Here is a 25391-nt window from a genome sequence, read left to right as displayed (position 1 = left end):
CGGCGCCTGCCGTGGATCGGCCGCGGTGAGCTGGACGTCAGCCTCCGGCGTGGCGCGCTGCGGTGCGGCCAGCGCCAGGAGGGTCACCCGGGTGCGGGTTCAGGACGGGGTGTACGGCCCAAGGCTCGGCATGCCGTTCGAGGGTGCCGAGGTGGGAACCCCGCCGACGCCGCCCACCGCCTGGGTGCTGCGCTCCGCGAGCGTCTCGCCCACCTTGCGCGCGATCGCCTCCATCAGGCGCAGCGCCTGCGGCAGCGACAGGTTCAGTACCACTTCGCTGTCGTTCGTCATCGCGAAGCGAACCGATACGTCCGCCATTGCTCGACCTCTCTCGCCTGTTTCGTTAGATCTACCCGTTGCGTGTGAAACCGAACGGTACGGCCCATCCCCGGCCAACGCACGCCCGGGGTTACCGGACCCGCCCGGAGCATCGCCATGGGTACCGTTCCGCTCGCTGACGGTGGTGATCCACGAGCTGTAACTCTCTGTCACGTGCGCTGCTCCTCTGCCGGTAGCGACGTGTGTGGGAACCCGTCTGCCCGGTCGAAGGTCCCGGCCGGCGAGCGCGGGATGATCGGACACGTAGCTGTCCCGTTGTTCATGCATAGTCCCTCATTGCCCCCGGCTGTCCGTCGGCGGGTGGGGGGTGCCATGAGTCGGTGCGCCGGAGGGTGAACGATCTGGTTCCGGCCGTCCAGACCGCCGGCCTGCGGGTTCACTCCCGGTCGCCGAAACGCGCGGCGGACGGACGACTCGGGCAGGATGGCAGGGTGACCTCGCCCAAGCATGTTCCCGCGGACGTACCCGGCCTCTCCATCGGCATTCTCGGCGGTTCCGGACCGCAGGGCGGCGGCCTCGGGCTGCGTTTCGCCCAGGCCGGGCACCTCGTGCTCATCGGTTCGCGTTCCACCGAGCGTGGCGAGGAAGCCGCCGCCAAGCTCGCCGGACCGGGCCTGCGCATCGAGGGCGCCGACAACGCCACCGTCGCCGCGCGGGCCGACGTCGTCATCGTCGCCGTCCCCTGGGACGGGCACCGCGAGACGCTCGAGTCGCTGCGCGGCCCGCTGACCGGGAAGATCGTCATCGACTGCGTCAACCCGATGGGCTTCGACAAGGGCGGCGCCTTCGCCCTGCCCGTGCCGGAGGGCAGCGCCGCCCAGCAGGCTGCCGCCGTCCTGCCCGAGAGCACGGTCGTCGGTGCCTTCCATCACGTCTCCGCCGTCCTGCTCGCCGACGAGACGGTCGAGTCGATCGACACCGACATCCTCGTGCTCGGCGACGACCGCGCCGCCACCGACCTGGTCGCCGCGCTCGCGGAGCGCATCCCCGGGATGCGCGGCATCTACGCCGGCAAGCTGCGCAACGCCGGTCAGGTGGAGGCGCTCACCGCCAACCTGATCTCGATCAACCGCCGGTACAAGGCCCACGCCGGCCTGCGCGTCACCGACGTCTGACCGGACTGGACGAGCCGGGATCGGACTGATCGTGACGCGGGGAGCGCCGGACCGTCGGGCCACGTCGACGCACCTCGATGACCTCGGGCTCGCCGTGGCCGTTCCCGACCGGATCGAGCGGGTGGTCTCGCTGGTGCCGAGCCTCACCGAATCGGTCGCCCGCAGCACCCCCGGGCTGCTCGTCGGGGCGACCGACTGGTGCGGCGAACCACCCGGGCTCGAGGTCACCCGCATCCGCGGCACGAAGAACCCCGATCTGGCGGCGATCGTCGCCCTCGCCCCGGACCTCGTGCTCGCCAACGCCGAGGAGAACCGGGCCCCCGACCTCACCGCCCTGCGGGACGCCGGACTCGCGGTCTGGGTGACCGCGCCCACCACCGTCGACGGCGCACTGCACAGCCTCGACCGGATGCTGCGGCTGGCCTGCCACCTGCAGCGTCCCCCCTGGTGGGAGCAGGCCCGGGCCCTCTGGTCGGCGCCCCCACCGCCGGGACCGCGCCGCCGGGCCCTGGTACCCATCTGGCGCCGGCCGTGGATGGCGGTGGGCCACGACACCTTCACCGGGGACGTGCTGCGCCGGCTCGGCGTCGACAACGTGCTGGCCGACGCCGACCAGCGCTATCCCCGGTTCGACCCGGCCACGGTGCCCCCGCACGACCTGGTGGTCCTGCCGGACGAGCCGTACGCGTTCAGCCCCACCGACGGCCCCGAGGCGTTCACCGCGCCGGCGGTGTGCGTCTCGGGGCGCCTGCTGACCTGGTACGGCCCGTCCCTGGTGGCGGCGCGCACGGAACTCGCCGCCGCGCTCGCCCGCTAGCCGCTGGCGCGCTGCCCGCGGACGCCCAGGGACGGCGCCGCCGGCACGGGACGTTGCGGTCAGTAGCTGTGTTCGACGGTGGGGTAGTGGCCGTCCCGGACCTCGTCGCGGTAGGTGCGCGCGGCCGTGCCGAGGGCGGTGCGCAGATCGGCGTACCGCTTGACGAAACGAGGGGCTCGTCCGGCGCCGAGACCGGCCATGTCCTGCCAGACCAGCACCTGGGCGTCGCAGTCCGCGCCGGCGCCGATCCCGACGGTGGCGATCCGCAGCTCCTTGGTGACCCGGGCGGCGAGCTCCGCGGGCACCACCTCCAGGACGACGGCGAACGCGCCGGCCGCCTCGATCGCCAACGCCTCGGTCAGCAGCACGTCACCGGCCGCGTCCCGTCCCTGCACCCGGTAACCCCCGAAGGCATGCACGCTCTGCGGGGTCAGCCCCAGATGCCCGACGACCGGGATGCCGGCGGCCGTGAGCGTCCGCACCGCCGGAGCGACCCGCTGGCCGCCCTCGAGCTTCACCGCCTGCGCCCCACCTTCCTTGAGGAAACGGGTGGCCGTCTCCAGCGCCTGCGCCGGCCCCGCCTGGTAGGACCCGAAGGGCAGATCGGCGACGACCATCGCGTGCGGCGCCCCGCGCACCACAGCGCGGACCAGCGGAATCAGCTCGTCCACCGTGACGGGGATCGTCGTGTCGTAGCCGTAGACGACGTTGGCGGCCGAGTCGCCGACCAGCAGGACGGGGATCTCGGCCTCGTCGAAGACGCCCGCGGTGGTGAAGTCGTAGGCGGTCAGCATCGCCCACTTCTGCCCGCGGGCCTTGGCCGCCGCCACATCGCGCACGGTGAAGCGGGTCCGGCCACGGGACTGGCTGGTCGTGGTGGCACCCTCCTCGGGAGCCACGTAGGAGCCTGTGCCAGGGGAACCTGCGGTGGGGGAGTCGGCGCTGTGGGAACCAGTGTCTGACGACGTCATGAGCACTCCTGATCCGTCCGTCCGGGCGACGGGGCGTCCCGGCGTGCCATCCATGCTGCCACCGCTGACGGCCTCCTGCCGGCCCTCGTGGCAGCCCCCCGCCGACCTTCGTGGGCGGGCCCCGGTGGATGCCCCGGCCAGGCCCGCCGTGCCCGGGCGTCCGACGTCGGACGTGGAGCACCACGCCGCTGCCATGGCAAACGGATGCGTCTGGCGCCCGGGCCACGTATGCTGATCTTGAAATGACACCGGACAATCGACAGCAACGCGCGGCTCGACCAGGTGGCGGGTGGCCTATCCATGCGGACGCACAGGTACGGCGACCAGATCGCCGCGGTGAGCGGAAGGCACGTCCGATGACAACGTCGGACGCCCGTCCGCCGCAGCCTCGTCGGCCAGCGGACCGGGCCCCCTCCGGGGTACGGATCCCGCGTGCCCCCGGCCGTCCCCGCGACCCTCGGACCGACGAGGCGATCATCGCCGCGGCACTGCACGAGTTGGCCACCGTCGGGTTCGCCGGGCTGTCCATGGAGGCCGTCGCCGCGAGCGCCGGCGTCGGCAAGGCCACCGTCTACCGGCGCTGGCCGACCAAGGACGCCCTGATCAGCGACGCTCTCGACACCCTCGCCGACGAGGTCGACACGGTCGAGACCGGCTCCCTGCGCGACGATCTGGTCGCCTGGCTCAACGCCCTGCGCCGACGCAACATGCACTCCCTGGCCGGGCGGATCATGCCCAAGCTCGCCGCGGAGCGCACCACCCACCCCGACCTGTTCGCCACCTACTCACACCGGGTGCTGGAACCATCCCGCCGGTGGGCGGCGGACCTGCTGCGCCGTGGCATCGACTCGGGTGAACTCGCGGCGGACGTCGACGTTGACCTGATCGTCGACATGCTCATCGGCCCGGTCTCCTACCGTCAGTACCTCAGCGGCGACCGTGAGGTCAGTGGCGGCCGCATCGCTCGCATCGTCGACGTCATCCTCGTCGGCATCCGCACCCCGGCACCGGACACCGACCCGATCACCACTGCCACCACTGCCACCACTGTCGCTGCTGCTGCCGGCGGCACGGTCCAGCTCCCGGCCACGCCCGCTGTAGCCGCCGCACCCAACGGCACCCCGGCGTCGGGCACTGTGCCGCCGTCGGGCGGTGTCGCCACGTTCAGCGGCGCGGTCGTGGCCGGTCCGCAGCCGGCGGGTGGGCAGTTGGCGACGCCTCGCCTGGTGGCCTATCCGGTGGGCGCTCCCTTCGCGCTGGGCCAGACCTATCCGGTCCTCGGCCTCGGCGCCCGGCACGGGTACGCCCGCCTCCGGGACACCCGACGCCAGCTCGTCCACCGCGGTCCCGTCCCACGCGGTCCCGTCCCACGCCAGCCCGTCCGAGGTCGGGACGCCGCTGGCTGGTGCGTCCGTCAGCGGGGTGGACCCGGCGGACCGCGGCCATGGCGACGCGGATGGCGTCCCGTCGGACGAGCCGCGGGTGGTGGACGTGCGCGCGCCAGAGTCGTCACCGTGAGTGTGTGTGTTCGGGGGGTTCGGCCGGGACGCGGGTAGCATCGCGAGCGGGTCAGGAAAACCTGCCGTGGGCCGCCCTCGGGGCGGTTGCCCGCCGGCCGCGGGATGATTGCCCGCGCTCAGCGTCCCAGCGCACACAGGAGAGTCTCGGTGTCCGACGTCCGCGTGACCGTCCAGCATGACCAGCGCAGCGAGCCGCGGGTGGTGCCGACCGGTACGACGGCCGCCAGCCTGTTCGCCGACGACCGTTCGGTCATCGCCGCGGTGGTCGACGGCCAGCAGCGCGACCTCGCTCATGTCCTCACCGACGGGGCCGTCGTCGAGGCGATCGCGCTGGACTCGCCGGCCGGGCGGGCGATCGTGCGGCATTCGGCGGCGCACGTGGTCGCCCAGGCCGTGCAGGACCTGTTCCCGAAGGCGCGCCTGGGCATCGGCCCGCCCATCGAGAACGGGTTCTACTACGACTTCGATGTCGAGACCCCGTTCACCGCGGACGATCTGAAGGCCATCGAGAAGAAGGCCCAGGCGATCATCAAGTCCGGTCAGCGGTTCGCCCGCCGGGTCGTCAGCGACGACCAGGCCCGCGCCGAACTCGCCGACGAGCCGTACAAGCTGGAACTGATCGGCCTGAAATCGAGCGCCGGTGACGACGCCGAGGCGAGCGTCGAGGTCGGCGGCGGCGAGCTGACCATCTACGACAACCTGGACGCGAAGACCGGCGACCTGTGCTGGAAGGACCTCTGCCGCGGGCCGCACGTGCCGAGCACCCGGTCGATTCCCGCGTTCGCGATTCTGCGTTCGGCGGCCGCCTACTGGCGGGGCAGTGAGAAGAACCCGCAGCTACAGCGGATCTACGGCACCGCCTGGGAGTCCCGTGAGGCGCTGAAGGACTACCAGACCCGCCTCGCCGAGGCCGAGCGGCGCGACCACCGTCGCCTCGGTGCCGAACTCGACCTGTTCTCCTTCCCGACCGAGATCGGCCCCGGCCTGTCGGTGTTCCACCCCAAGGGTGGCGCGGTGCGCACCGCGATGGAGGACTACTCGCGGCGTCGGCACACCGAGGCGGGCTATTCGTTCGTCAACACCCCGCACATCACCAAGTCCGAGCTGTACGAGATCTCCGGGCACCTCGACTGGTTCGCCGACGGCATGTACCCGCCCATGCAGCTCGACGGCGGCACCGACTACTACCTCAAGCCGATGAACTGCCCGATGCACATCCTGATCTACCGGTCGCGCGGCCGGTCGTACCGGGAGCTGCCGCTGCGGCTGTTCGAGTTCGGCACCGTCTACCGGTACGAGAAGTCGGGTGTGGTGCACGGCCTGACCCGGGTGCGTGGCCTCACCCAGGACGACGCCCATCTGTTCTGCGCCCGCGAACAACTGCCCACCGAACTCGACGGCACCCTGAGCTTCGTGCTCGGCCTGCTGCGCGACTACGGCCTCGACGACTTCTACCTGGAGCTGTCGACCCGCCCCGAGGGCAAGGCCGTCGGCACCGACGAGGAATGGGCCGAGGCCACCGACCTGCTGCGCGAGGCCGCCCAGAAGCAGGACCTCGAACTCGTCATGGACCCGGGCGGCGGCGCCTTCTACGGCCCGAAGATCTCCGTGCAGGCGCGCGACGCGATCGGCCGCACCTGGCAGCTGTCCACCATCCAGGTCGACTTCCAGCTGCCGCAGCGGTTCGACCTCGAATACCAGGCCGCGGACGGCACCCGCAAACGCCCGTTCATGATCCACCGGGCCCTGTTCGGCACGATCGAACGGTTCCTCGCCATCCTGCTGGAGCACTACGCCGGTGCCCTGCCGCCGTGGCTCGCCCCCGTGCAGGTCGTCGGCATCCCGATCACCGACGAGCATGTGCCCTACCTCGACGAGATCGCCCGGCGCCTGTCCACCCAGGGCATTCGCGTCGAGGTCGACGCCTCGGACGAGCGGATGCAGAAGAAGATCCGCACCGCGCAGAAGCAGAAGGTTCCCTTCATGCTCCTCGCCGGCAACGACGACGTCGCGGCCGGTGCCGTCTCCTTCCGTTTCCGCGACGGAACCCAGCGCAACGGCGTCCCCGTCGACGACGCGATCGCCGAGATCCTCGACGCCGTCACCCGCCGCATCCAGGTCTGACGCGGACCCGGCTGTCCGACGGCCGCGTAGGACGGGATCTCCGTCTCGTCCTACGCGGCCGTTCGTTTCACCGTCATCCGCCTGTTGTCCGCAGATGGTCCGCTCGCAGCTGTAGCGTGCTGGTTGTTAGAGTGGTATCGGAGGCCATCGTGTAGGCGGGTGGGTGCGCTGAATCCAGATAGAAAAAGAGAGGCTGATCGCTGGGTCGAGGTTGCCCGTGAGCGCGGCAAGGATGCTGATGCGCTGCATGAGAAGGCCCGGCAGCTCGGGGCTCTTTACCTCACTGGATACGTGGTTGAGGCCTACGCCAAGGCGCTTGGAATCGCCCTCAACGGGCTGCGGTTCAGAAAGGATCACCGTTTGGTTCTTCTGCTGGAGGACTGCGGAATCCGGCGGGCGGACCTGCCGCATGATCTACGGGTGTACGCGGACCGACGTACCGTTGAGATGCGCTACGACCCGGTGCTCTCGCCGACCATCGACTACGAGACGGAACTCGCCAGCGCACAGGAGTTGGCCAGGTTCCTGGCCCACCGCCTGCGACGGCTACGCTGACTGTCCGGGCAGCGGGCAGGTGGGAGGGGACATGCCGGACAGGACGCAGGTCGAGGCCGATGCTGTTCGCGAGCGCATCCTCGACCGCCTGGGCAGAGGAGACCCGTGGGACGAGGTGCAGGTCGTCCCCGACCCTTTTCGGGGCTACCGCATCCAGGTGGTGAGTGGCAGCTTCAGGGGTCAGACGCCGGGCGAACGCCGCGGCCGTTCGCTGGGTTTGATCGTCGCCGACGATGATATCGCTTTCATGGATTTTCTCAGTCCAGAGGAGTCGGCCACTGCGGCGGCCGAGGGCGCAGGTGATCCTCTGCGGCCCGAGGTTTCCCAGCTCCCGCTCTGGCCGGATTCACTGGCTCGCGGTGAACAGCGCGACAGAATTGAAGTGCGACTGCCGTCGCGCTCAGACGACTTTCTTTCCGCACCGTTGGTGGCAACTTTTTATTCGTTGCGCGGGGGTGTGGGTCGGTCCACCGCGCTGGCCCACACGGCCCTGCTGCTGGCGCAGGACCATCGGGTTCTGTGCATCGACATGGACCTGGAGGCTCCTGGGCTCGCCGCGTTGTTCGATGTGGAGCGCCAGGTAGGTCCCGATCAGGGTGTCGTGTCGCTGTTGCTCGGCGCGGAGATCGCTGGTGAGCTTCCGGACGTCACACCGCACCTCCTGCGGGCGCATCCCGACCGTGAGCTCTATCTGCTTCCAGCGGGTCATCCGGACGCCAACTATGCCCGCAGACTCGCGCAGCTGGATCCTGCGTCCTGGTACCGGGAGGAAAGTAATCCGCTACGGATGTTGCTCTCCGCTGTGGGTGGGCTACGAATTGCTCCGCAGGTCGTGCTCATCGATGCCCGGACCGGCATCAGCCCGCTGTCCGCACCGCTTCTGTTCGATCTCGCCGATCTGGCTGTCGTCACGTTCTTCCCGCACCCGCAGTCCAGAGTGGGCACGGGTGCGCTAACGCGTGCCCTGCTCGCCGCCCGCTCCGAGCGTGCGTACACCCCGGAGCCACGGTTCCTGGTCAGCCCGGTACCTGGCGCCGGCTCTCCGGAAACCCGTCGTCGTTACGAGGACCGGGCCGCGACCTGGATCAGCGAGTGGCTCGCCCCGGCTGTTCTCACGGATGGCCAACCGGCGTTTCCCGACGTGGATGAGCTTCTGCATGTCGTGGGGTACAGCGAGGACATGGCCAGCACGGATGCGGCGACCGCCGAGGCCGGCGGCAGTGCTTATGCGCCGGTCAGTGAATGGATCAAGGGGTTCGTCCCACGCTCTGCTTCGATCATGGCGAACAACGTCGGCGGCTCCGTCGTAGTATCCGGGTCGCCGTCGCTGGTGACGACCACAAAGGCGGAGGCGCTCGCCGGGCTGCGGATGTCCGCGGGTATAGCGGAGGCACAGTCCGACGACGAGTTCGAGCAGACCTACCTGCGTACCGGGACTGTTCAACAGGCTCTACGGGCTGACCGACCGCTGATCCGTGGCCGCAAGGGCACCGGCAAGACGGCGCTGTTCCGCCGGCTCGCCATGGCGGGCGGTATCGCTGTGACCAGCCCATCCAGTCTGCAGACGCGCCGGACGTGGACACCGTCCAGCGACACGTTCAAGGCGGTTGGTTCCCTCATCGCAGAGACCTCAACCGACTGGAGAGTCGCCTGGGCCGCGCTGATCGGTGTGACGGTGCGGCTGTACGGCGAGCCGCGGCTGCCCGAGTTCGCGATTCCTGGCGGCCTTGTCTGTGTCCACAAGCCTGAGCCGCGGTACACCGAGATCGACCTCGTCCGGGACCTTCGGTCGGTCTTGTCCGTCCCGGACGCGGGGTTGCTGGTGTGGCAGTGGATCAGGGAGCTGGACACGGCCATCGATGAGCAGACGTTCCTGTTGTTCGATGGCCTGGATGCCGGTTTCGGCCCGACGGCCGCCGATCTGACGCGGCGTCGAGAGGGCGTCGCGGGGCTGCTGGCTCTGCTCGGCGAGCGCGGTGACGAGCTGTCCCGTCTGCGGATGAAGGTTCTGATCCGTGAGGACATCTACCGAAGCGTTCCGGTGCCGAACCAGTCCCACTTCTATGGGCGTGAGGTGCGGCTGTCCTGGGCGGATCAGACCGACTACCTGAAGGTAGTGATCAAGCAGGCGCTGCGGGCAGCAGCGGTGGCCGACCTTGTCCGACACGAGGTTCCGGACGCCCTGCCGAGCACCGGCGCGGAGGACCTGGTCGAGTCCTGGTCGCAGGCCCAGGTGCTCGATGTCTGGCGGGTCCTGGTGGGTGAGCGGGTTTCCGGCGGCAAGACCGCCTTCACCCACAACTGGGTCTGGAACCGGCTCGCGGACAGTAACGGTGACCACTCTCCGCGCTCGCTGATCCGGCTGTTTGACCGTGCGGCCGAGCGGGAGCGCGGCTGGTACGAGTCGGCTCCCTACGAACGGAGCCTGATCCGGCCCCGCGCGTTGGTCGAGTCCCTGGAGGACATCAGCGACCAGGAGGTGCTGTCCGTAGAGGAGGAGTACCCGGAGCTTGGGCCTCTGTTCGAGGCTTTGCGGGCAGTCGGGCGTACGCCCTTTCCCGCGGGCGAGCTGGCCGGGGTCGAGGTCGACGTGGTGAACCTGGGCCTGGAGGTAGGGCTCCTGGGAGTCGACCTCGGTTCTCGTGACGACGCCGAGCGTTACCGCGTCCCCGAGCTGTATCGCAAGGCATTGGGCATGGGCCGCAAGGGCCAAGCCTGACGGCGGTCAGGGCCGGGGTTCGAAGACCTCGGTGAACAGGGCGATCATGGCGGTCCAGGCGCGGTCGGCGGTGCGCTGGTCGTAGCGGACGCCGGGGATGATGCCATCGGTGATCGGGTCGGTGAATCCGTGCTCGGCGCCGCCGTACAGGCGTAGCTCCCAGTCGGCTCCGGCGGCGCGCATCTCCTGCTCGAAGGCGAGGCGCTGCTCCGCCGGGACGATGGGGTCCTCCGCGCCGAGGCAGAGCAGGACCCGGCCGGTGATCGCCCCCGGCTGTGCCGGCTGCTGGGTGGCCAGGCCCGCGTGGAAGCCGACGACCGCGCGCAGGTCGGCGCCGGCACGGGCCAGCTCCAGTGCGATCGTCCCCCCGAAGCAGAACCCGATCGCGGCAGTCTGCCCGGCCGCGACCTCCGGCCGGGCCAGCAGCACGTCCAGACCGGCCCGGGCCAACGCCCGCTGCCGCTCGGGCCTGGCCAGCAGCCCGGCGTAGCGGTCGCCGGAGCGTTCGGTGTCCGAACGACCCCCGCCGCCGTAGTAGTCCAGGGCGAAGGCCGCGTAGCCGGCCGCGGCCAGGCGGCGGGTCCAGTCGCGGGTGTGGTCGGTCAGGCCGCCACCGCCATGGCAGACCAGCACCCCTGGCCGCGGCCCGTCGTCCTGTGCGTCGTCGACGGCGAACTCGCCGATCAGGCGCAGATCCTCGTAGCTGTACTCGATCTCCTGCGTGCGCATGGCACCTCCGCCGCTCACGATGCCCGTCCGGACTTTGCCGCGTCCAGCGACTATGCCTCGGTGGACAGTCGGTCAAGGACGCCGCCAAGATCATCTGTGGTGACGCCGGCGATGAGGCGGGCGGCGATCCGGCCGCGGGAGTCGAGCACGTAGGTCATGGGCAGACCGGCGACGCCGGGCCAGCGTGCGGCCAGGGTGCCGGGCTTGTCGACGATCGTGGGGTAGGGCACGGCGAAGGTACGCAGGAAGGCCGCGGCGGTGTCTGCGCCCTCCTGATGGGCGACACCCAGAAAGGCAACGCTCGGACGCTGGTGGGCCAGTGTCACCAGAGCGGGTGTCTCCGCCCGGCAGGGTGGGCACCAGGAGGCCCAGAAGTTGACCACGGTGACACGTCCCCGCAGCGCCGCGAGATCGACCCGTTGCCCCGAGGGCGTCAGGCCGCTGGTCGGTGGCGCGGACCTGCGCTCGCTCGGCGCGGTGAAGGTAAGCCGTACCCGCGACCGCCCGGCGCCCGCGTCCCCGTCCCCGCCCCCGTCCGCTGCCGTGGCCCCCGTGCTTCAGCTGGCCAGGCACAGACAGACCGCCACCGGAAGCATCGGGACGACATGTCGCCCCACCCCACGCCGGACCGCACCCGCCATCGGTCGCACGACATCTCCCTCGCCAGCACTTCTTCTACAACTTGTAGAAGAAGTGTAGGACGGTAGATGTGCCGTGTGCGTCGCGGTTGTCGGCGGGGCTCCTGCGGGCCGTCCTGTCGCCGGATCGGAGGGCCCCCGCTGGCCCGTTCATGCGACGCGGTGCCATCGTTCATCGGCCACGACCACGCCCTGTGGCGCTGCTTCCGGGGGCTGCGGGTGTGCAGGGTGCACACGGGTCGTCGTGGGGGTGTTCGTGTCCGTTTTGCCCCCCATGGCGACCCGTGTAGGAGGATCTTGCTGGGTGTCGGTTGCGGGGAGTGGTGGGGGCGGGAGGTGGGTTGCTGTCTGTGCGGATGAGGGGCAGTTTGGTCGCCGAGGGTAGTCGTGCTGGCGGGTGGGCCGCTCGCTATGGTCGGTTCAGGTCGGACGGGCCCGTATCGTCGAGTCCTCACCTCAGTGCGGAGGCGTCATGGACAAACAACAGGAGTTCGTGCTGCGAACTCTCGAGGAGCGGGACATCCGCTTTGTGCGGCTCTGGTTCACCGACGTCCTCGGGTACCTGAAATCCGTGGAGATCTCCCCGGCCGAACTTGAGGGGGCACTGTCCGAGGGCATCGGGTTCGACGGTTCGGCGATCGAGGGTTTCGCCCGGGTGCACGAGGCGGACATGCTCGCCCGGCCCGACCCGTCCACGTTCCAGGTGCTGCCCTGGCGGGGCGAGCATCCGCTGACCGCCCGGATGTTCTGCGACCTGGTCATGCCGGACGGGGGGCCGGCGGCCACCGACTCACGCTGGGTGCTGCGGCGCACGCTGGCGCGGGCAGCCGATGCCGGGTTCACCTTCTACACCCATCCGGAGATCGAGTTCTTCCTGCTCAAGGAGCCGCCCAGGCGCGGCGGGCCGATGCCCCCGCCGGTCGACGAGTCGGGATATTTCGACCTGACCCCGAACGACATCAGCCACGACTTCCGCCAGCAGGCGATCAGCATGCTGGAACGGCTCGGTATCTCGGTGGAGTTCAGCCACCACGAGGTCGCGCCGGGGCAGCAGGAGATCGACCTGCGATACGCGGACGCGCTCACCATCGCGGACAACATCATGACGTTCCGGCAGGTGGTGAAGGAGGTCGCGCTGCGCCAGGGCATCTACGCCACGTTCATGCCCAAGCCGTTCGGCGACCAGGCGGGCTCCGGGATGCACACGCATCTGAGCCTGTTCGAAGGTGACCGCAACGCCTTTCACGACCCGACGGACGAATACCAGCTGTCCAAGGTGGCGAAGTCGTTCATCGCCGGGCTGCTCACCCACGCCGCGGAGATCACCGCGGTCACCAACCAGTGGGTGAACTCCTACAAGCGGCTGATCGGCGACCAGCAGGCCGGTGAGGTGCTGGAGGCGCCCGCGTACGTGTGCTGGGGGCACAACAACCGTTCCGCGCTGGTCCGCGTCCCGCTGTACAAGCTGCACAAGACGCAGGCGACCCGGGTCGAGTTCCGGCTGCCGGACAGCGCCTGCAACCCGTACCTGACCTTCGCCCTGGTGCTGGCCGCCGGGCTGCGTGGCATCCAGGGTGGGTATGACCTGCCCGCACCGGCCGCGGACGACGTCTGGATGCTCACCGACGAGGAGCGCCGCGAGCGGGGGATCGCCGCCCTGCCCGGATCGCTTTCGGACGCCATCACGGTGATGGAGGGTTCGGCGCTGGTGCGAGAGACCCTCGGCGACGAACTGTTCGCGTTCTTCCTGCGCAACAAGCGGGCCGAATGGCAGGACTACCGGCGGCAGGTCACACCGTTCGAGATCGACCGGTACCTGCCCGTGCTGTGACCTCGCAACGGCACGGCGCCGCGGCCGGTGGGATCGACCATCCACGGGGAAGTTCGGTCGGCGCGCGGCTCGCCCGCCTCGGCTTCACCGACGTCGACCGGGTGGCCGCCGCCATGCGACGGCTGGCGCTGCTGCCCGCGGACGGAACCGGAACCGGAGCTGGAGCCGGCGGCGGAACCGGAGCTGGCGGCGGCGGAACTGACGCCGGAGCCGGCGGGTTCAGCCACCCGGTGGTCGCCGCCCTCGCGGCCTCGGCCGATCCTGATCTGGCGCTCGGTGGGCTGGAACGGCTGATCGACGCGCTGGGTCCGGTGGACGGAGCGGGGCTGCTCGCCGGGCTCGCGGCGCGGCGGGGTCTGCGGGAACGGCTGTGCGCGGTGCTCGGCGCCAGCCGGGCCCTGGGTGATCATCTGGCGCGCCGTCCGGGGGACTGGCAGGTACTGGACGCGGACGACCTGGCGACCGGACGGCCCGACGCGGCCCGGACCCGCGCCATGCTGCTGCGGGCGGTCGGCGCCGACCCGGACGCGCCGACTCCTCGGGCCGCGGCCGACACCACCGAGATCCTCGACGAGCTACGGCTGGCCTACCGCCGTGAACTGCTGACCGTCGCCGCCCGGGACCTGACCGGCGCGGTCGCCCTGGACGACGCGACCGCCGAACTCGCCGATCTCGCCGGCGCGGCCGTCGACGCGGCCCTGGCCATCGCCCGGGCGGGTCTGCCGGCCGAGTCCGCGCCGGTGCGCCTGGCCGTGATCGGGATGGGCAAGTGCGGCGGCCGCGAGCTCAACTACGTCAGCGACGTGGACGTCGTGTTCGTCGCCGAGCCGCCGAACGTCGAGGCTGACACCGGGGCTGGCCCCGATGCCGATGCCGATGCCGACGCCGACGCCAAAACCGATGCCGGGGCCGGGGATGGTCTCGAGGCGACGTTGCGGACGGCGGCGCGGCTGGCCGAGGGGTTGGTGCGGGCGGCGGGGCTGGTGACGTCGGTGGGGGCGCTGTTCCAGGTCGACACCAACCTGCGCCCGGAGGGACGCGACGGAGCCCTGGTACGCACGCTCGAGAGCCATCTGACCTACTACCGCCGCTGGGCGCGGACCTGGGAGTTCCAGGCGCTGCTGAAGGCCAGGCCGATCGCCGGCGACCGCGACCTCGGCGACCAGTTCTGCGCGCGGGTCGCCCCGCTGGTCTGGACCGCGTCCGCCCGGCCGAACTTCGTCGCCGACGTCCAGGCGATGCGCCGTCGGGTCGAGTCCACGCTGTCCCGGGCGGAGGCCGACCGTAACCTCAAGCTCGGCCCCGGGGGGCTGCGTGATGTCGAGTTCGCGGTGCAGCTGCTGCAACTCGTCCATGGCCGGGCGGACCCGAAGCTGCGGGAGAACGCCACGCTGGCCGCGCTCGACGGCCTCGTCCGCGGGGGGTATGTCGGGCGCCGCGACGCCGCCGCGCTCGCCGACGCCTATCGTTTCCTGCGCACCGCCGAACACCGGTTGCAGCTGCGCAACCTGCGCCGCGTCCACACCCTGCCCAGGGGCGAGCCCGAGCTGCGCTGGCTCGCCCGGTCGATGGGGATGCGCACGGCGGCGGAGTTCGAGGCCACCCGGACCAGAATCGCGCACACGGTCCGCTCGATGCACGAGCGGTTGTTCTACCAGCCGCTGCTGGAGGCGGTGGCCCGGCTGTCCACCGAGGAGATCCGGCTTTCCCACGCCGAGGCGGCGCAGTGGCTGACCGCGCTGGGATTCGTCACACCGCAACGGTCGCTGCGCCACATCGAGGCGCTGACCAGCGGGGTCAGCCGGACCGCGGCGATCCAACGGCATCTGCTCCCCACCCTGCTGCCGACCTTCGCGGACGGACCGGCCCCGGACGCGGGGCTGCTGGCCTACCGTCAGGTCAGCGAGGCACTTGGCCGGGTGCCGTGGTACCTGCGGTTGCTGCGCGACTCGGTCGGCGCCGCCGACCGGCTGGCCAGGGTCCTCGCGACCAGTCCGTACGTCGCCGATCTGATGGCGCAGGCCCCGGAGTCGGTGCGGCTGCTGCGGACCGAGGCCGATCTGGTGCCGGTGTCCCGCGAGGCGCTGTCGCGCACGCTGCTGGCCATCGTGCACCGCAACCCGGATTCGGCGGACGCGGTCGGACGCGGACGGGCGGTGCGTCGGGTGGAGCTGGTCCGGGTCGCCTGCGCCGATCTGCTGGGCCTGCTCGACGTCGTCGCGGTCGGCCGGGCGCTCAGCGACGCCGCGGCGGCCACCATCACGGCCAGCCTGCTCATCGCGCAGCGCCGGGTCGCCGGGGGCGACCCCGATCGGCTGCCCGCGCGGATGGCCGTCATCGCGATGGGACGCCTCGGCGGGGACGAGATGTCCTATGTCAGCGACGCCGATGTGGTCTTCGTCCACGCGCCCCGGGACGGACACGGCGAGCAGGAGGCGGGACGGGCCGCCGCCGCGGTCGTCGGCGAGCTGCACCGGCTGCTGTCGCTGCCCGGACCGGATCCGGCGCTGCGTCTGGACACGGCGCTGCGTCCGGAGGGCCGCAGCGGTCCGCTCACACGCACACTCGAGGCCTACGAGGCCTACTACCGGCGATGGTCACGGGACTGGGAGTCGCAGGCCCTGCTGCGGGCCAGGCCGCTGGCCGGCGATCCGGAGCTGGCCTACGGGTTCTGCCGCCTCATCGACGCGGTGCGCTACCCGCAGGCACTGCCGGCGACGGCGCTCGCCGAGATCGTCCGGCTGCGTGGTCGGATGCGACGTGAACGGGTGCCCCGTGGCGTCGACCCGCGGCGGCACCTGAAGTTCGGGCCCGGCGGCCTCACCGACGTGGAGTGGGCCGTCCAGGTCCTGCAGCTGCGGTATGCCCGCGCGCTGCCGTCGCTGCGGACCACCTCGACCCTGGACGGGCTGCGCGCGGCGGTCCGTACCGGTCTGCTCGGCGAGGGGGACGCCGGTGATCTGCAGGCGGCCTGGCTCTCGGCCGCACGCATCCGCGGTGCGGGCACCCTGGCCGGGCGACGCGACCCCGATCTCGTCCCGACCGACCCGCGGGAAGCCGAACGCACGGCCCGGGCCGCCGGGTGGCCCGCAGGGGGAGGCGCGGACCTGTTCGCCGAACACCAGCGGCTTACCGGGCGTGCCGACCGGGTGGTGCAGGCCATCTTCGCCCGCGAGCAGACCGCGGGTTTCGGCTGAGCCGACGCCGTCCAGGGTCAGTGCCGTCCAGGGTCAGTGCCGTCCAGGATCGCCGAAGGCCGGCTGTCCGAGGGCAGGAGTCCCGGACGGCCGGCCTTCGGCTGTCGCCTCACGTCGCGGTACACACCGTCGCGGCGCCGCGGAGTACATCGAGAAGCCGGGGCGACGTGCTCCCCCGCACGAGCGCCCCGGTTTGAGTCCGGCTGGCCAGATCAGATCAGATCGCAGATCAGGTCCGGATCAGGCCGGGTGGAGCGGAGAGGAAGGTCAGACGCTCGCGCCGGCGGTGACGCCCACGACGATCGGGGTGCCCTGCTCCGGCACGAACAGGGTCGGCTTGTCGCCGGCCAGCGCGCTGCAGCAGGTGTCGACCATCAGGGCGGAGACCAGGTACGGGTCCATGTTGGCGTTCGGACGACGGTCCTCCAGCCAGCCCTTCTTCGCCTTCTCGACCGCCCACGGAATACGGACGGACGCGCCGCGGTCCGAGGCGCCCCAGGAGAACTTGTTCCAGGGGGCGGTCTCGTGCTTGCCGGTCAGCCGGTCCTGGATGCCCGTCCCGTAGTGGGTGACATGCTCCAGAACGCGGGTGCCCAGCGCCTCGCAGCAGGTGACGATGGCGTCCCAGCCGGCCATCGTCTGCTTGGTGGAGAAGTTGGTGTGCGCGCCGGCACCGTTCCAGTCGCCGAGGATCGGCTTGGCGGCGAAGGACACCTCGACGCCGTAGTCCTCGGAGATGCGGTGCAGCAGCCACCGGCCCAGCCAGATCTGGTCGCCGATCTCGGGCGTCGGAAGCACGCCGATCTGGAACTCCCACTGGCCCATCATGACCTCGGCGTTGGTGCCCTCGATGGCGAGGCCGGCGTCGAGGCACGCCTGGGTGTGACGCTCCACGATCTCGCGGCCCGGCATCTTCGAGCCGCCGACGCCGCAGTAGTACGGGCCCTGCGGCGCGGGGAAGCCGACCTCGGGCCAGCCGTAGGGACGGCCGTCCTTGAAGAAGGTGTACTCCTGCTCGATACCGAACATCGGCGACATGTCGGCGTACTTCTCGGCGACACTGCGGCTGAACGCCCGGGTGTTGGTCGGGTGGGGCGTGAAGTCGGTCAGTTCGACCTCACACAGCACCAGCCGGTTGTCGCCGCCCCGCAGGGGGTCGGGCGTCACGAAGACGGGACGCAGCACGCAGTCCGAGTTCGATCCCGGCGCCTGGTTGGTGCTCGAGCCGTCGAAGCCCCAGATGTCCGGCTCCTGGCCGTCCTTGATGATGCGCGTCTTGCTGCGCATCAGGGGGTCGGGCTCGGTGCCGTCGATCCAGATGTACTCGGCCTGATAACTCACTCAACTACTCCCCGCTGTTGATCCTGCACCTGACGGAGCGACTTTGTGATCGGCCTGGGGGAGGCCGACCCAGGCCGCCGTGACGGAGGGTTCGGTCGGAGCTTCGTCGGGCCTGGTTACCGAACCGTTCCGTAATTGTTAATTCTTTGTCTCTCGTGGGTGACTGTCGGCATTGCTGTCGGCAGCGTGACGGGACCTCGTGCCGGCCCGGCGCCGGATGTACCGGGCCGGTGTCCGGCATTTTTCGGAACCTGGTCGGCACGGCCCGCCCGAAACATTCCGCCGACGGACTGCCCGGCTCAGATGTCGTAGTAGAGCGTGAACTCGTAAGGATGCGGACGAAGCCTGATCGCGTCGACCTCGTTACGTCGCTTGTAGTCCAGCCAGGTCTCGATCAGGTCGGGTGTGAAGACGTCGCCCTCGCGTAGGAACTCGTTGTCCGCCTCGAGCGCGTCGAGCACCTTCTCCAGGGAGCCGGGCACCTGGGGAACGGCGGCCAGTTCGTCCGGGGGAAGCTCGTAGAGGTCCTTGTCGATCGGGTCCGGCGGGTCGATCTTGTTGCGGATTCCGTCGAGGCCGGCCATGAGCATCGCGGCGAAGGCGAGATACGGATTGCAGCTCGGGTCCGGCACGCGGAACTCGACACGCTTCGCCTTCGGCGAGTCACCGCCCAGCGGAATGCGGCAACAGGCGGAGCGGTTACGCGCGGAGTAGACGAGGTTCACCGGGGCCTCGTAGCCGGGCACCAGTCGCCGGTAGGAGTTCGTCGTCGGGTTGGTGAAGGCGAGCAGCGCCGGAGCGTGGTGCAGCAGCCCGCCGATGTAGTAGCGGGCGGTGTCCGACAGGCCGCCGTAGCCGTTGGCGCTGTAGAACAGCGGCTCGCCGTCCTTCCAGAGGCTGGAGTGCACGTGCATGCCGGAACCGTTGTCCTCGAACAGCGGCTTGGGCATGAACGTGACGGTCTTGCCCCGGCTACGGGCCACGTTGCGGATGACGTACTTGTAGAGCATCAGGTTGTCAGCGGTCTTCAGCAACGTGTCGAACCGGATGTCGATCTCGGCCTGGCCCGCGGTGCCGACCTCGTGGTGCTGCATCTCGACGGTGATACCGGTCTCGTAGAGCACCCGGGTCATCTCGGAACGCAGGTCGGTGAAGTGGTCGGTGGGTGGGACGGGAAAGTAGCCGCCCTTGAAGCGGGGCTTGTAACCGAGGTTGCCCCCCTCCTCCTTGCGGGCGGTGTTCCACGCCGCCTCGACCGAGTCGACCTGGTGCATGGAGCCATACGGGTTGTAGTCGTACCGGACGTCGTCGAAGATGTAGAACTCCGCCTCCGGGCCGAAGTACGCGGTGTCGGCGATGCCGGTGCCGCGCAGGTAGGTCTCGGCCTTCTTGGCGATGTTGCGCGGGTCGCGCGAGTACTGCTCCTTCGTGATCGGGTCGTGGATGAAGAACGTCATGGCGAGTGTCTTGTGTTCACGGAACGGGTCGACAAAAGCCGTCTGCGGGTCCGGGAGCAGCAGCATGTCGGACTCGTGGATGGCCTGGAAGCCCCGAATGGACGAGCCGTCGAACATGAGCCCGTCGGTGAACACCGACTCCTCGAATACCTGGGTCGGGATCGTGAAGTGCTGCATGATCCCGGGTAGGTCGCAGAATCGGACGTCGATGAACTGAACCTTCTCGTCGCGGATATAGCGGAGCACGTCCTCGGCCTTGGTGAACATTCGTCCTCCAGCCTCCTGTCACGCTTCCCGGTCCGTGGACCACGGCATGTCGAGATGTCTTTGGTCATGTCCCGGTAGGCGGATGACATCACAAAGTCGTTTCGATTACGTTACGGCAACCGACTTTATCACTCTTGGTGATCTCCTGGGCGCAGCTTGGTGTGACGGATAAGCTTGCGTCGTGGGACGAGCGCTTGGAGGCTGGCTCGAGGGGCCAGGCCTGCCGCATGACGAGCCGCCTGGCGTGCGGTTGGGGCTGCCGGAGCATGGCCGCGGCTCGGTGGTGGGTTTCGGCCCACGCCTGGCCGCCTACCTCATCGACGCCGTCGTCGCGAACCTCATGGTCGGGGTGCTGTTCCTGCTCGGCGTGCGGTACTCGACCAACGTCCGCGGCCTGGCGATCTATCTGATCTTCCTGTTGGAGGAGTTCATCCTGATCAGCGCCTCCGGGCAGACGATCGGGATGCGCCTGATGGGCATCCGGGTGATCCGGCTGCGGGACCGCGCGCTGCAGTCCTGGCCGTGGATCGCCCTGCGCACCCTGCTGCTCGCGCTGCTGGTCCCGGTCTTCATCTGGGACCGTGACCAGCGCGGCACGCACGACCGGGCCGCCGGCACCGTGGTGGTGCGCGACCCGGCCCGGCCCGACGCCACCACCTGAGCCCCGTTCGCCGGCTCGTCTGGTTCGTCGCTGGACGGTGGCGGCCGGTGTGCGGGCGCGTCCTGCCCTCTCCGCACGTACCTGGAGACCTGGATACAGCTGTCCGCGCCGCGGGGCTACGCATGCGGTGCGCCCCCACGGCGGACTCCGGCCGGGCAACCCGGACTCCGGCAGGCCAACCCGGACTCCGCCGGACAGGTCGGACTCTGACCGGTCAGGTCGGTGGCGACACGGCAGCGGCATGATCCCGCTGCCGTGAGCCCGGTCTACCCGCGCGCACGGCGACCCAGCCCGCGCCACCGCCACGCCATGCGATCACCCCTGAAGCAGGATCCGCCGACACGGGTCGCGGTGGCGGCGGCCGGACGCCGGGATGCGCACCGACCAGTGGGGACCACCGTGATCAGCGGGGGCGGCCACCGCGAGGGATGTTGCGGGGGATGGGACCTTTGGGGATCGGTAGCGCCGCGCCCCCCAGCGCCCGAAGGCGACGGTCGAGGGTGTCGACCTCGCCGCGGGGGAGCGTGCGGCGCATCCGCATGAGGGTGCTCTGCAGCTTCGGAAGAGGTACTTCGCCCTCACCGCTGCCGATGATGATGTCGGTGACGGGGGTGTCTCCGACGGCCTTGCGGATGCGGCGCTTCTCGGCGGCCAGCAGTTCGCGGGGACCGCGGCCTCGACCCTCGGCGATGATGATCACGCCGGCTCGGGAGACGACGCGGTGCACCACGTCCTGGTTGCGGTTGATGCCGACGGCGGGAGTGATTCTCCAGTCACCGCGCATGCGCTCGATGACGCCGGCCGCGGCGCCGGGTTTGCCTTCCATCTCGGCATAGGCGGTGCGCTGGACCCGTCGGCTGAACAGGTTCAGGGCGAGCACCGCACCGAGCAGGATGCCGATCGGGAGCCAGATGTAAAGCGGGCCGACGAACAGACCGAGGAGGATGCCGAGGGCGAGGGGGCCGAGGAGCCCGGCGAGGGTGATCCAGAGGACCTGCGGGTCCCGCTCCCGGGTCAGCTTGAAGACAAGGCGCAGCTGGGCGAAGCGGGCCCGGAAACCCTTGCCCTGAGCCGCCGCGGCTTCCGCTGGCCCGCCGCGGCCGTTCGCGCTGGCGGCCCCGCGCCCCGCCGTGCCGGCGCTGCCGCCCCGCCCGGTGGCACCGCCCCGGCTGGATCCGTTCTTCTGCGGTGCCGCGGGGGCGGTGTCCCGTGGCTGCTTCCTCAGTGCCATGTCCGCGAGCCTACGGCCTACGACCGCGTCACAGCAGGCCCGCTGCCACGACGGCGATCACGCAGCGGTGCTGATGATGCGGGGGAGGGGTCGGACGGTCAGCTGGGTGCGGCCGCGGCCGACGGCACCAACCGCATGCCGGCACGACGAGAGCGGTCGCGTCGAGGAAGGTCGGCCCGCGGGAGATCGGCGAGCCCGAGTGCCGGCTCGGGTCGGCGCAGGTCGGCGAGGAGGGGGCCTGGCACGGGGCGCACCGGGGTGATGGGGATGGGTTCGAGCCAGCTGCTGCCTCGGGAACCCTGCAGATCAGCGGCGGCCCGCCAGGCATTACGCCGGGCGGTCTTCTGGCCACCTTGGGGCAGGACGAGCAGAGTGGCCTCTTCGAGAACACTGAGCAGTGAACGGATCACGATGGGAACGACCTCCCGGGCGCGATCATAGGCACGGGTGGAAAAGGGATGTGCGCGCGAAGCATTCAGCCGCGACGAAAGCCCCATCGCGACCTGGAGCGAGCTCGGTGGTGACCTGCGGTGAAGCTGTAGCGCCACCCTAACGCCCCGGCGTGGGTCCCCACCAGGCTCACCGTCACTGCGTGTGAGAAGTCACGGGTGTGCTTGGGGGAAATCCGGGCAAGAGAGTGTGATCTTCGCCACGTGCGGTGATGGCCTGCTGGTAGAGCCGGCCCGCCCGGTAGGACGAGCGGACCAGCGGGCCGGACATCACCCCGGCGAAGCCCAGCTCGGCGCCGACCCGCTCCCAGTCGAGGAACTCCTCGGGGCGCACCCAGCGCTCCACCGGATGATGGCGCGGGGTGGGCCGCAGATACTGGGTGACGGTGAGCAGCTCGCAGCCGGCCGCGTGCAGGTCGCGCATCGCCTCGTGGACCTCGTCCGGGGTCTCGCCGAGGCCCAGGATGAGGTTCGACTTGGTCACCAGGCCGGCGGACCGGGCCTGCCGCAGCACGTCGAGCGAGCGTTCGTAGCGGAAGGCGGGGCGGATGCGCCGGAAGATCCGCGGCACGGTCTCGAGGTTGTGTGCGAGCACTTCGGGCGCGGCGGCGAAGACCTCGCCGAGCTGGTCGGGCTGGGCGCCGAAGTCGGGGATCAGTACTTCGACCCCGGTGCCGGGCGACAGCGCGTGGATCTGGCGAACCGTTTCGGCGTACAGCCAGGAGCCGCCGTCGGCCAGATCGTCGCGGGCGACGCCGGTGACGGTCGCGTACCGCAGGCCCATGGTGCGCACGGACTCCGCGACCCGCCGCGGCTCGTCCCGGTCGAGCGCGGTGGGACGGCCCGAGTCGATCTGGCAGAAGTCACACCGGCGGGTGCAGACGTCCCCACCCACGAGGAAGGTGGCCTCCCGGTCCTCCCAGCACTCGTAGATGTTCGGGCAGCCGGCCTCCTCGCACACGGTGTGCAGCCCGGCGCCGCGCACGAGGCCCTTGAGGTCCTGGTACTCGGGGCCGGTGCGTAGCCGGGTGCGAATCCACGGTGGCTTGCGTTCGATGGGGGTCTGCGCGTTGCGGGCCTCCAGGCGCAGCAGCGGGCGGCCCTCCGGGGCGACGGTCATCCCACCAGCTCCTCGCGACGAACGGCGGCCTGCGACTCACGGCCGGCGGCCTCGGACGGTGATATCTCGGACGGTGCTGCGGTGGATGGTGTCGGGGTGGACGTGGCCACGGGTTCGACGCGGGCGGTGATCCGGTCGCCCAGGTGGCGGCCACCGAGATAGCGAGCGAGGACGGCCAGGGTGTGCCGTTCGACGACCGGGCGGGCATCGGGGACGGTCACCGGCCGGCCGAGCTCCGCGGACAGGCTCGTCACCCCGGCATCGGAGATGCCGCATGGCACGATCTGACCGAAGTCGCTCGGATCGGTCAGACAGTTCAGCGCGAAGCCATGGGTCGTGACGGCCCGGCGCACCCGCACACCGATCGCGGCGATCTTGCGCTGGCCGTCCGCCGTCCAGACGCCGGTGCGGCCCTCGACCAGGCGGGTCTCGAGGCCGAACTCGGCGCAACTGTCGATCAGGGCCTGCTCCAGGGCCCGGACGTAGGCCACCACGTCGAGCGGACGGGGCAGCTTCAGCACCGGATAGCCGACGAGCTGCCCGGGACCGTGCCAGGTGATGCGCCCGCCGCGGTCGACGTCGATCACCTCGGTACCGTTCAGGGGGCGCTCGAAGGGCTGGGTGCGCCGGCCCGCGGTGTAGACGCTGGGATGTTCGACCAGGATGAGGGTGTCGTCCGCCGCATCGGCCACCCGGGCCTCGGCGAGCGATCGCTGCAGGTCCCACGCCTCGCGGTAGGGGACGACGGCAAGCCTGAGAACGTCCACTCCGAAAGCGTACGCCGGAGCACCGACAGCCCCGGCCGGTACGAACCAGCCACGACCGTCAGCGGTACGGCGGGGACGGTCGCGGCGCGGCGCGGACCGTCCAGCGCGGGGCGGACGTCAGCGGGTGGTGTCGGGCAGGGCGCCGGGGAGCAGTCTGGGCTCGACCGGGGTCTCCACCGCGGTGCCGTTCGGTCCGGGTTCGACCCGCCAGGCGCGGGCGCCTGGGCGGTCGGCGACGGCCTCCACCAGGGCCGTGCCCCGAAAGTGCAGGCCGACCCCGTCGTCGGTGGCCCAGCCGGCGGGGAGGGTGCCGTTGGCCACGAGACGCTGGTAGAGGGGACGGCGTCCGGGCTCGGAATCGTAGTGTGGGGTGTTGCTGAACGGCAGCAGGGCCAGACCGTTCGTCACCGGGCGCAGTTGCGGCCCGAACGAGTCGGTGGTGCCGCCGACATGCCAGCACAGTGACCCGGCGGACACCCCGCCCAGGACGACACCGGCCTCCCACGCCGCCCGGAGGATCTCACCGAGCCCGTGCGTCGCCCATACCGCGAGCAGGTTCGCCACGCTGCCACCGCCGACCCAGATGACGTCCTGGGCCAGCAGGTGGGCCCGGATGTCGACGATGTTGGGCATCGGGAACAACGCCAGGTGGGACAGCACCACGTCCGGCCGATCCCGGTTGAAGGCCGCGTAGCCACGGGCGTAGGCGCTCTGGTCGTCGCCGAGGGCGGTCTGCAACAGGCACAGCCGCGGCCGTGGGCCGGCGCCGGCGAGTTCCAGGGCGTGGTGCAGGACGGGACCGACCCGCGCTCCGTAGCGGCCGTCGGGGAGGAAACCGGCGCTGGTGGCGAGGATCTGCACGGCACATCGCTTTCTGCTGGACGGACCCGGGCGTCGGAAAAAGTTATCCACAGCTGGCCAGGAAGTCTGCTGTATCGCCGGTTTTGAGCCTAGCGTCGCTACTTGTGACCTTCTCGGACGATCCCCCTGGCCGGCCGGCCCGGCGGGCTGGTGGCGCACCCGACGTGCCGGGCGTGAGCGTACGCTCACGGCTGCGGGGTGCGGGCGCTGGCGAGCTGTGGGCCGGGCAGATCGAGCAGTCCGGCGCGGAATGCGTGGTGCGGCGGGTTCGCCTGGCACCCGATCCTGTGCTGCGTTCCGCCGCGCTGGCCGCGGCGGAGCTGAGCGCCGAGCTCAGCCATCCCCATCTGGTGCCCGTGATCGCGGTGCTGCCGACCTCCGATGGCCTGGCGCTGATCACCGAACCGGTGGGTGGGGCGATCAGCCTCGCCCGGCTGCTGTCGGCTCGCGGCACGCTCGATCCCGGTGAGGTCGTCACCGTGGGCCTGCCGATCGCGCAGGCTCTGGGGGCCGCGCACGCCCTCGGCATCGTCCATGGCCGGCTCGGGCCGGAGGACGTCCTGCTGGAGCCGACCGGTCGACCGGTCCTGGTCGGCCTGGGCGTGGCCGCCCTGGCCGCCGCGCCCCCGGCGGCGGGGGAGGGGCCCCGGGGCGCCGCCGGGGGTGGGCCCCCGCAGGGCCC

General features: G+C 70.7%; 19 protein-coding genes and 2 pseudogenes. 10 read left to right on the top strand and 11 right to left on the bottom strand.

Translation table 11 applies throughout. The features are described from left to right. Window positions 1–99: 99 nt before the first annotated feature. Window positions 100–318: a hypothetical protein gene (locus MXD61_RS25800; protein ID WP_009742848.1), complete on the bottom strand. Its 219-nt coding sequence runs from the start codon at window positions 316–318 to the stop codon at window positions 100–102. Window positions 319–770: 452 nt separating this feature from the next. On the opposite strand from MXD61_RS25800, the gene npdG reads away from it, so the two are divergent. Together npdG and MXD61_RS25790 are read left to right on the top strand one after the other, a co-directional pair. Further along, window positions 771–1454: an NADPH-dependent F420 reductase gene (gene npdG, locus MXD61_RS25795; protein ID WP_248816011.1), complete on the top strand. Its 684-nt coding sequence runs from the start codon at window positions 771–773 to the stop codon at window positions 1452–1454. Window positions 1455–1485: 31 nt separating this feature from the next. Then, the gene (locus MXD61_RS25790) at window positions 1486–2271 is read left to right on the top strand and encodes a helical backbone metal receptor (protein WP_248816010.1); all 786 of its coding nucleotides are present in this window, start codon (window positions 1486–1488) and stop codon (window positions 2269–2271) included. A gap of 59 nt (window positions 2272–2330) precedes the next feature. Here the strand turns inward: MXD61_RS25790 and panB are convergent, their stop codons facing one another. After that, window positions 2331–3242, bottom strand: coding sequence for a 3-methyl-2-oxobutanoate hydroxymethyltransferase (gene panB, locus MXD61_RS25785; RefSeq protein WP_248816009.1), 912 nt, complete (start codon window positions 3240–3242; stop codon window positions 2331–2333). Window positions 3243–3598: 356 nt separating this feature from the next. Between panB and MXD61_RS25780 the strand changes: the two genes are divergently transcribed. The 4 genes from MXD61_RS25780 to MXD61_RS25765 all read left to right on the top strand — a co-directional run bounded on the left by MXD61_RS25780 (window position 3599) and on the right by MXD61_RS25765 (window position 10160). Beyond that, window positions 3599–4798, top strand: a complete 1200-nt coding sequence (locus MXD61_RS25780) for a TetR/AcrR family transcriptional regulator (protein WP_248816008.1) — start codon at window positions 3599–3601, stop codon at window positions 4796–4798. Window positions 4799–4909: 111 nt separating this feature from the next. Further along, window positions 4910–6886, top strand: coding sequence for a threonine--tRNA ligase (gene thrS, locus MXD61_RS25775; RefSeq protein WP_163550370.1), 1977 nt, complete (start codon window positions 4910–4912; stop codon window positions 6884–6886). A gap of 360 nt (window positions 6887–7246) precedes the next feature. Continuing rightward, window positions 7247–7441 carry a hypothetical protein gene (locus tag MXD61_RS25770; RefSeq protein ID WP_248816007.1) on the top strand — a complete coding sequence of 65 codons (195 nt, stop codon included), beginning with the start codon at window positions 7247–7249 and terminating at the stop codon, window positions 7439–7441. A 382-nt stretch (window positions 7442–7823) separates the two neighbouring features. Further along, on the top strand, window positions 7824–10160 hold the full coding sequence (locus tag MXD61_RS25765; protein ID WP_248816006.1) for a KGGVGR-motif variant AAA ATPase: 2337 nt from the start codon (window positions 7824–7826) through the stop codon (window positions 10158–10160). Window positions 10161–10166: 6 nt separating this feature from the next. On the opposite strand, the gene MXD61_RS25760 is transcribed toward MXD61_RS25765, so the two are convergent. Further along, window positions 10167–10889 (bottom strand): dienelactone hydrolase family protein, encoded by a 723-nt coding sequence (locus tag MXD61_RS25760; protein WP_248816005.1) that lies wholly within the window; start codon window positions 10887–10889, stop codon window positions 10167–10169. 50 nt (window positions 10890–10939) lie between these two features. Beyond that, window positions 10940–11332: pseudogene (locus MXD61_RS25755) on the bottom strand (TlpA family protein disulfide reductase); the annotation flags it as partial. A gap of 667 nt (window positions 11333–11999) precedes the next feature. Here MXD61_RS25755 and MXD61_RS25750 point away from each other — a divergent pair. After that, complete coding sequence (locus MXD61_RS25750; RefSeq protein ID WP_248816004.1) at window positions 12000–13358, top strand: glutamine synthetase family protein; 1359 nt, start codon at window positions 12000–12002, stop codon at window positions 13356–13358. After that, a complete protein-coding gene (locus MXD61_RS25745; RefSeq protein WP_248816003.1) occupies window positions 13355–16555 on the top strand; it encodes a bifunctional [glutamine synthetase] adenylyltransferase/[glutamine synthetase]-adenylyl-L-tyrosine phosphorylase in 3201 nt (1066 codons plus the stop codon). Before MXD61_RS25750 ends, MXD61_RS25745 begins: the two co-directional genes overlap by 4 nt. A gap of 267 nt (window positions 16556–16822) precedes the next feature. Here the strand turns inward: MXD61_RS25745 and glnII are convergent, their stop codons facing one another. Both glnII and glnA read right to left on the bottom strand, forming a co-directional pair. Next, complete coding sequence (glnII, locus tag MXD61_RS25740) at window positions 16823–17896, bottom strand: glutamine synthetase GlnII (protein ID WP_248816002.1); 1074 nt, start codon at window positions 17894–17896, stop codon at window positions 16823–16825. 299 nt (window positions 17897–18195) lie between these two features. Continuing rightward, a complete protein-coding gene (glnA, locus tag MXD61_RS25735; protein ID WP_163547366.1) occupies window positions 18196–19620 on the bottom strand; it encodes a type I glutamate--ammonia ligase in 1425 nt (474 codons plus the stop codon). Between the two features lie 181 nt (window positions 19621–19801). Between glnA and MXD61_RS25730 the strand changes: the two genes are divergently transcribed. Continuing rightward, window positions 19802–20281, top strand: coding sequence for an RDD family protein (locus tag MXD61_RS25730; RefSeq protein WP_248816001.1), 480 nt, complete (start codon window positions 19802–19804; stop codon window positions 20279–20281). 403 nt (window positions 20282–20684) lie between these two features. Here the strand turns inward: MXD61_RS25730 and MXD61_RS25725 are convergent, their stop codons facing one another. The 5 genes and pseudogenes from MXD61_RS25725 to MXD61_RS25705 form a co-directional block, all read right to left on the bottom strand. Then, on the bottom strand, window positions 20685–21512 hold the full coding sequence (locus MXD61_RS25725) for a DUF4191 domain-containing protein (RefSeq protein ID WP_248816000.1): 828 nt from the start codon (window positions 21510–21512) through the stop codon (window positions 20685–20687). Window positions 21513–21610: 98 nt separating this feature from the next. Next, window positions 21611–21922 carry a hypothetical protein gene (locus MXD61_RS25720; protein WP_248815999.1) on the bottom strand — a complete coding sequence of 104 codons (312 nt, stop codon included), beginning with the start codon at window positions 21920–21922 and terminating at the stop codon, window positions 21611–21613. 175 nt (window positions 21923–22097) lie between these two features. Then, window positions 22098–23081 carry a lipoyl synthase gene (lipA, locus tag MXD61_RS25715; RefSeq protein ID WP_248815998.1) on the bottom strand — a complete coding sequence of 328 codons (984 nt, stop codon included), beginning with the start codon at window positions 23079–23081 and terminating at the stop codon, window positions 22098–22100. 161 nt (window positions 23082–23242) lie between these two features. Then, window positions 23243–23848: pseudogene (gene lipB, locus MXD61_RS25710) on the bottom strand (lipoyl(octanoyl) transferase LipB); the annotation flags it as partial. A 117-nt stretch (window positions 23849–23965) separates the two neighbouring features. Continuing rightward, window positions 23966–24709 (bottom strand): peptidase E, encoded by a 744-nt coding sequence (locus MXD61_RS25705; protein ID WP_248815996.1) that lies wholly within the window; start codon window positions 24707–24709, stop codon window positions 23966–23968. 173 nt (window positions 24710–24882) lie between these two features. On the opposite strand from MXD61_RS25705, the gene MXD61_RS25700 reads away from it, so the two are divergent. Further along, window positions 24883–25391, top strand: a 509-nt coding sequence (locus MXD61_RS25700) for a protein kinase (RefSeq protein ID WP_374629569.1), incomplete at its 3' end; no start/stop codon positions are given.

The sequence above is a fragment of the Frankia sp. AgPm24 genome (assembly GCF_023243055.1).
GTDB classification, from domain to species: Bacteria; Actinomycetota; Actinomycetes; order Frankiales; family Frankiaceae; genus Frankia; species Frankia umida.
This window is presented reverse-complemented; position numbering and strand designations above follow the sequence as displayed.

Excerpts from the sequence above, each read along its gene's own strand:
- MXD61_RS25750 (WP_248816004.1), top strand. The coding sequence starts at position 12,000 with ATGGACAAACAACAGGAGTTCGTGCTGCGAACTCTCGAGGAGCGGGAC.
- lipA (WP_248815998.1), bottom strand. The coding sequence starts at position 23,081 with ATGACCGTCGCCCCGGAGGGCCGCCCGCTGCTGCGCCTGGAGGCCCGC.
- MXD61_RS25760 (WP_248816005.1), bottom strand. The coding sequence starts at position 10,889 with ATGCGCACGCAGGAGATCGAGTACAGCTACGAGGATCTGCGCCTGATC.
- glnA (WP_163547366.1), bottom strand. The coding sequence starts at position 19,620 with ATGTTCACCAAGGCCGAGGACGTGCTCCGCTATATCCGCGACGAGAAG.
- MXD61_RS25725 (WP_248816000.1), bottom strand. The coding sequence starts at position 21,512 with ATGGCACTGAGGAAGCAGCCACGGGACACCGCCCCCGCGGCACCGCAG.
- MXD61_RS25780 (WP_248816008.1), top strand. The coding sequence starts at position 3,599 with ATGACAACGTCGGACGCCCGTCCGCCGCAGCCTCGTCGGCCAGCGGAC.
- panB (WP_248816009.1), bottom strand. The coding sequence starts at position 3,242 with ATGACGTCGTCAGACACTGGTTCCCACAGCGCCGACTCCCCCACCGCA.
- MXD61_RS25800 (WP_009742848.1), bottom strand. The coding sequence starts at position 318 with ATGGCGGACGTATCGGTTCGCTTCGCGATGACGAACGACAGCGAAGTG.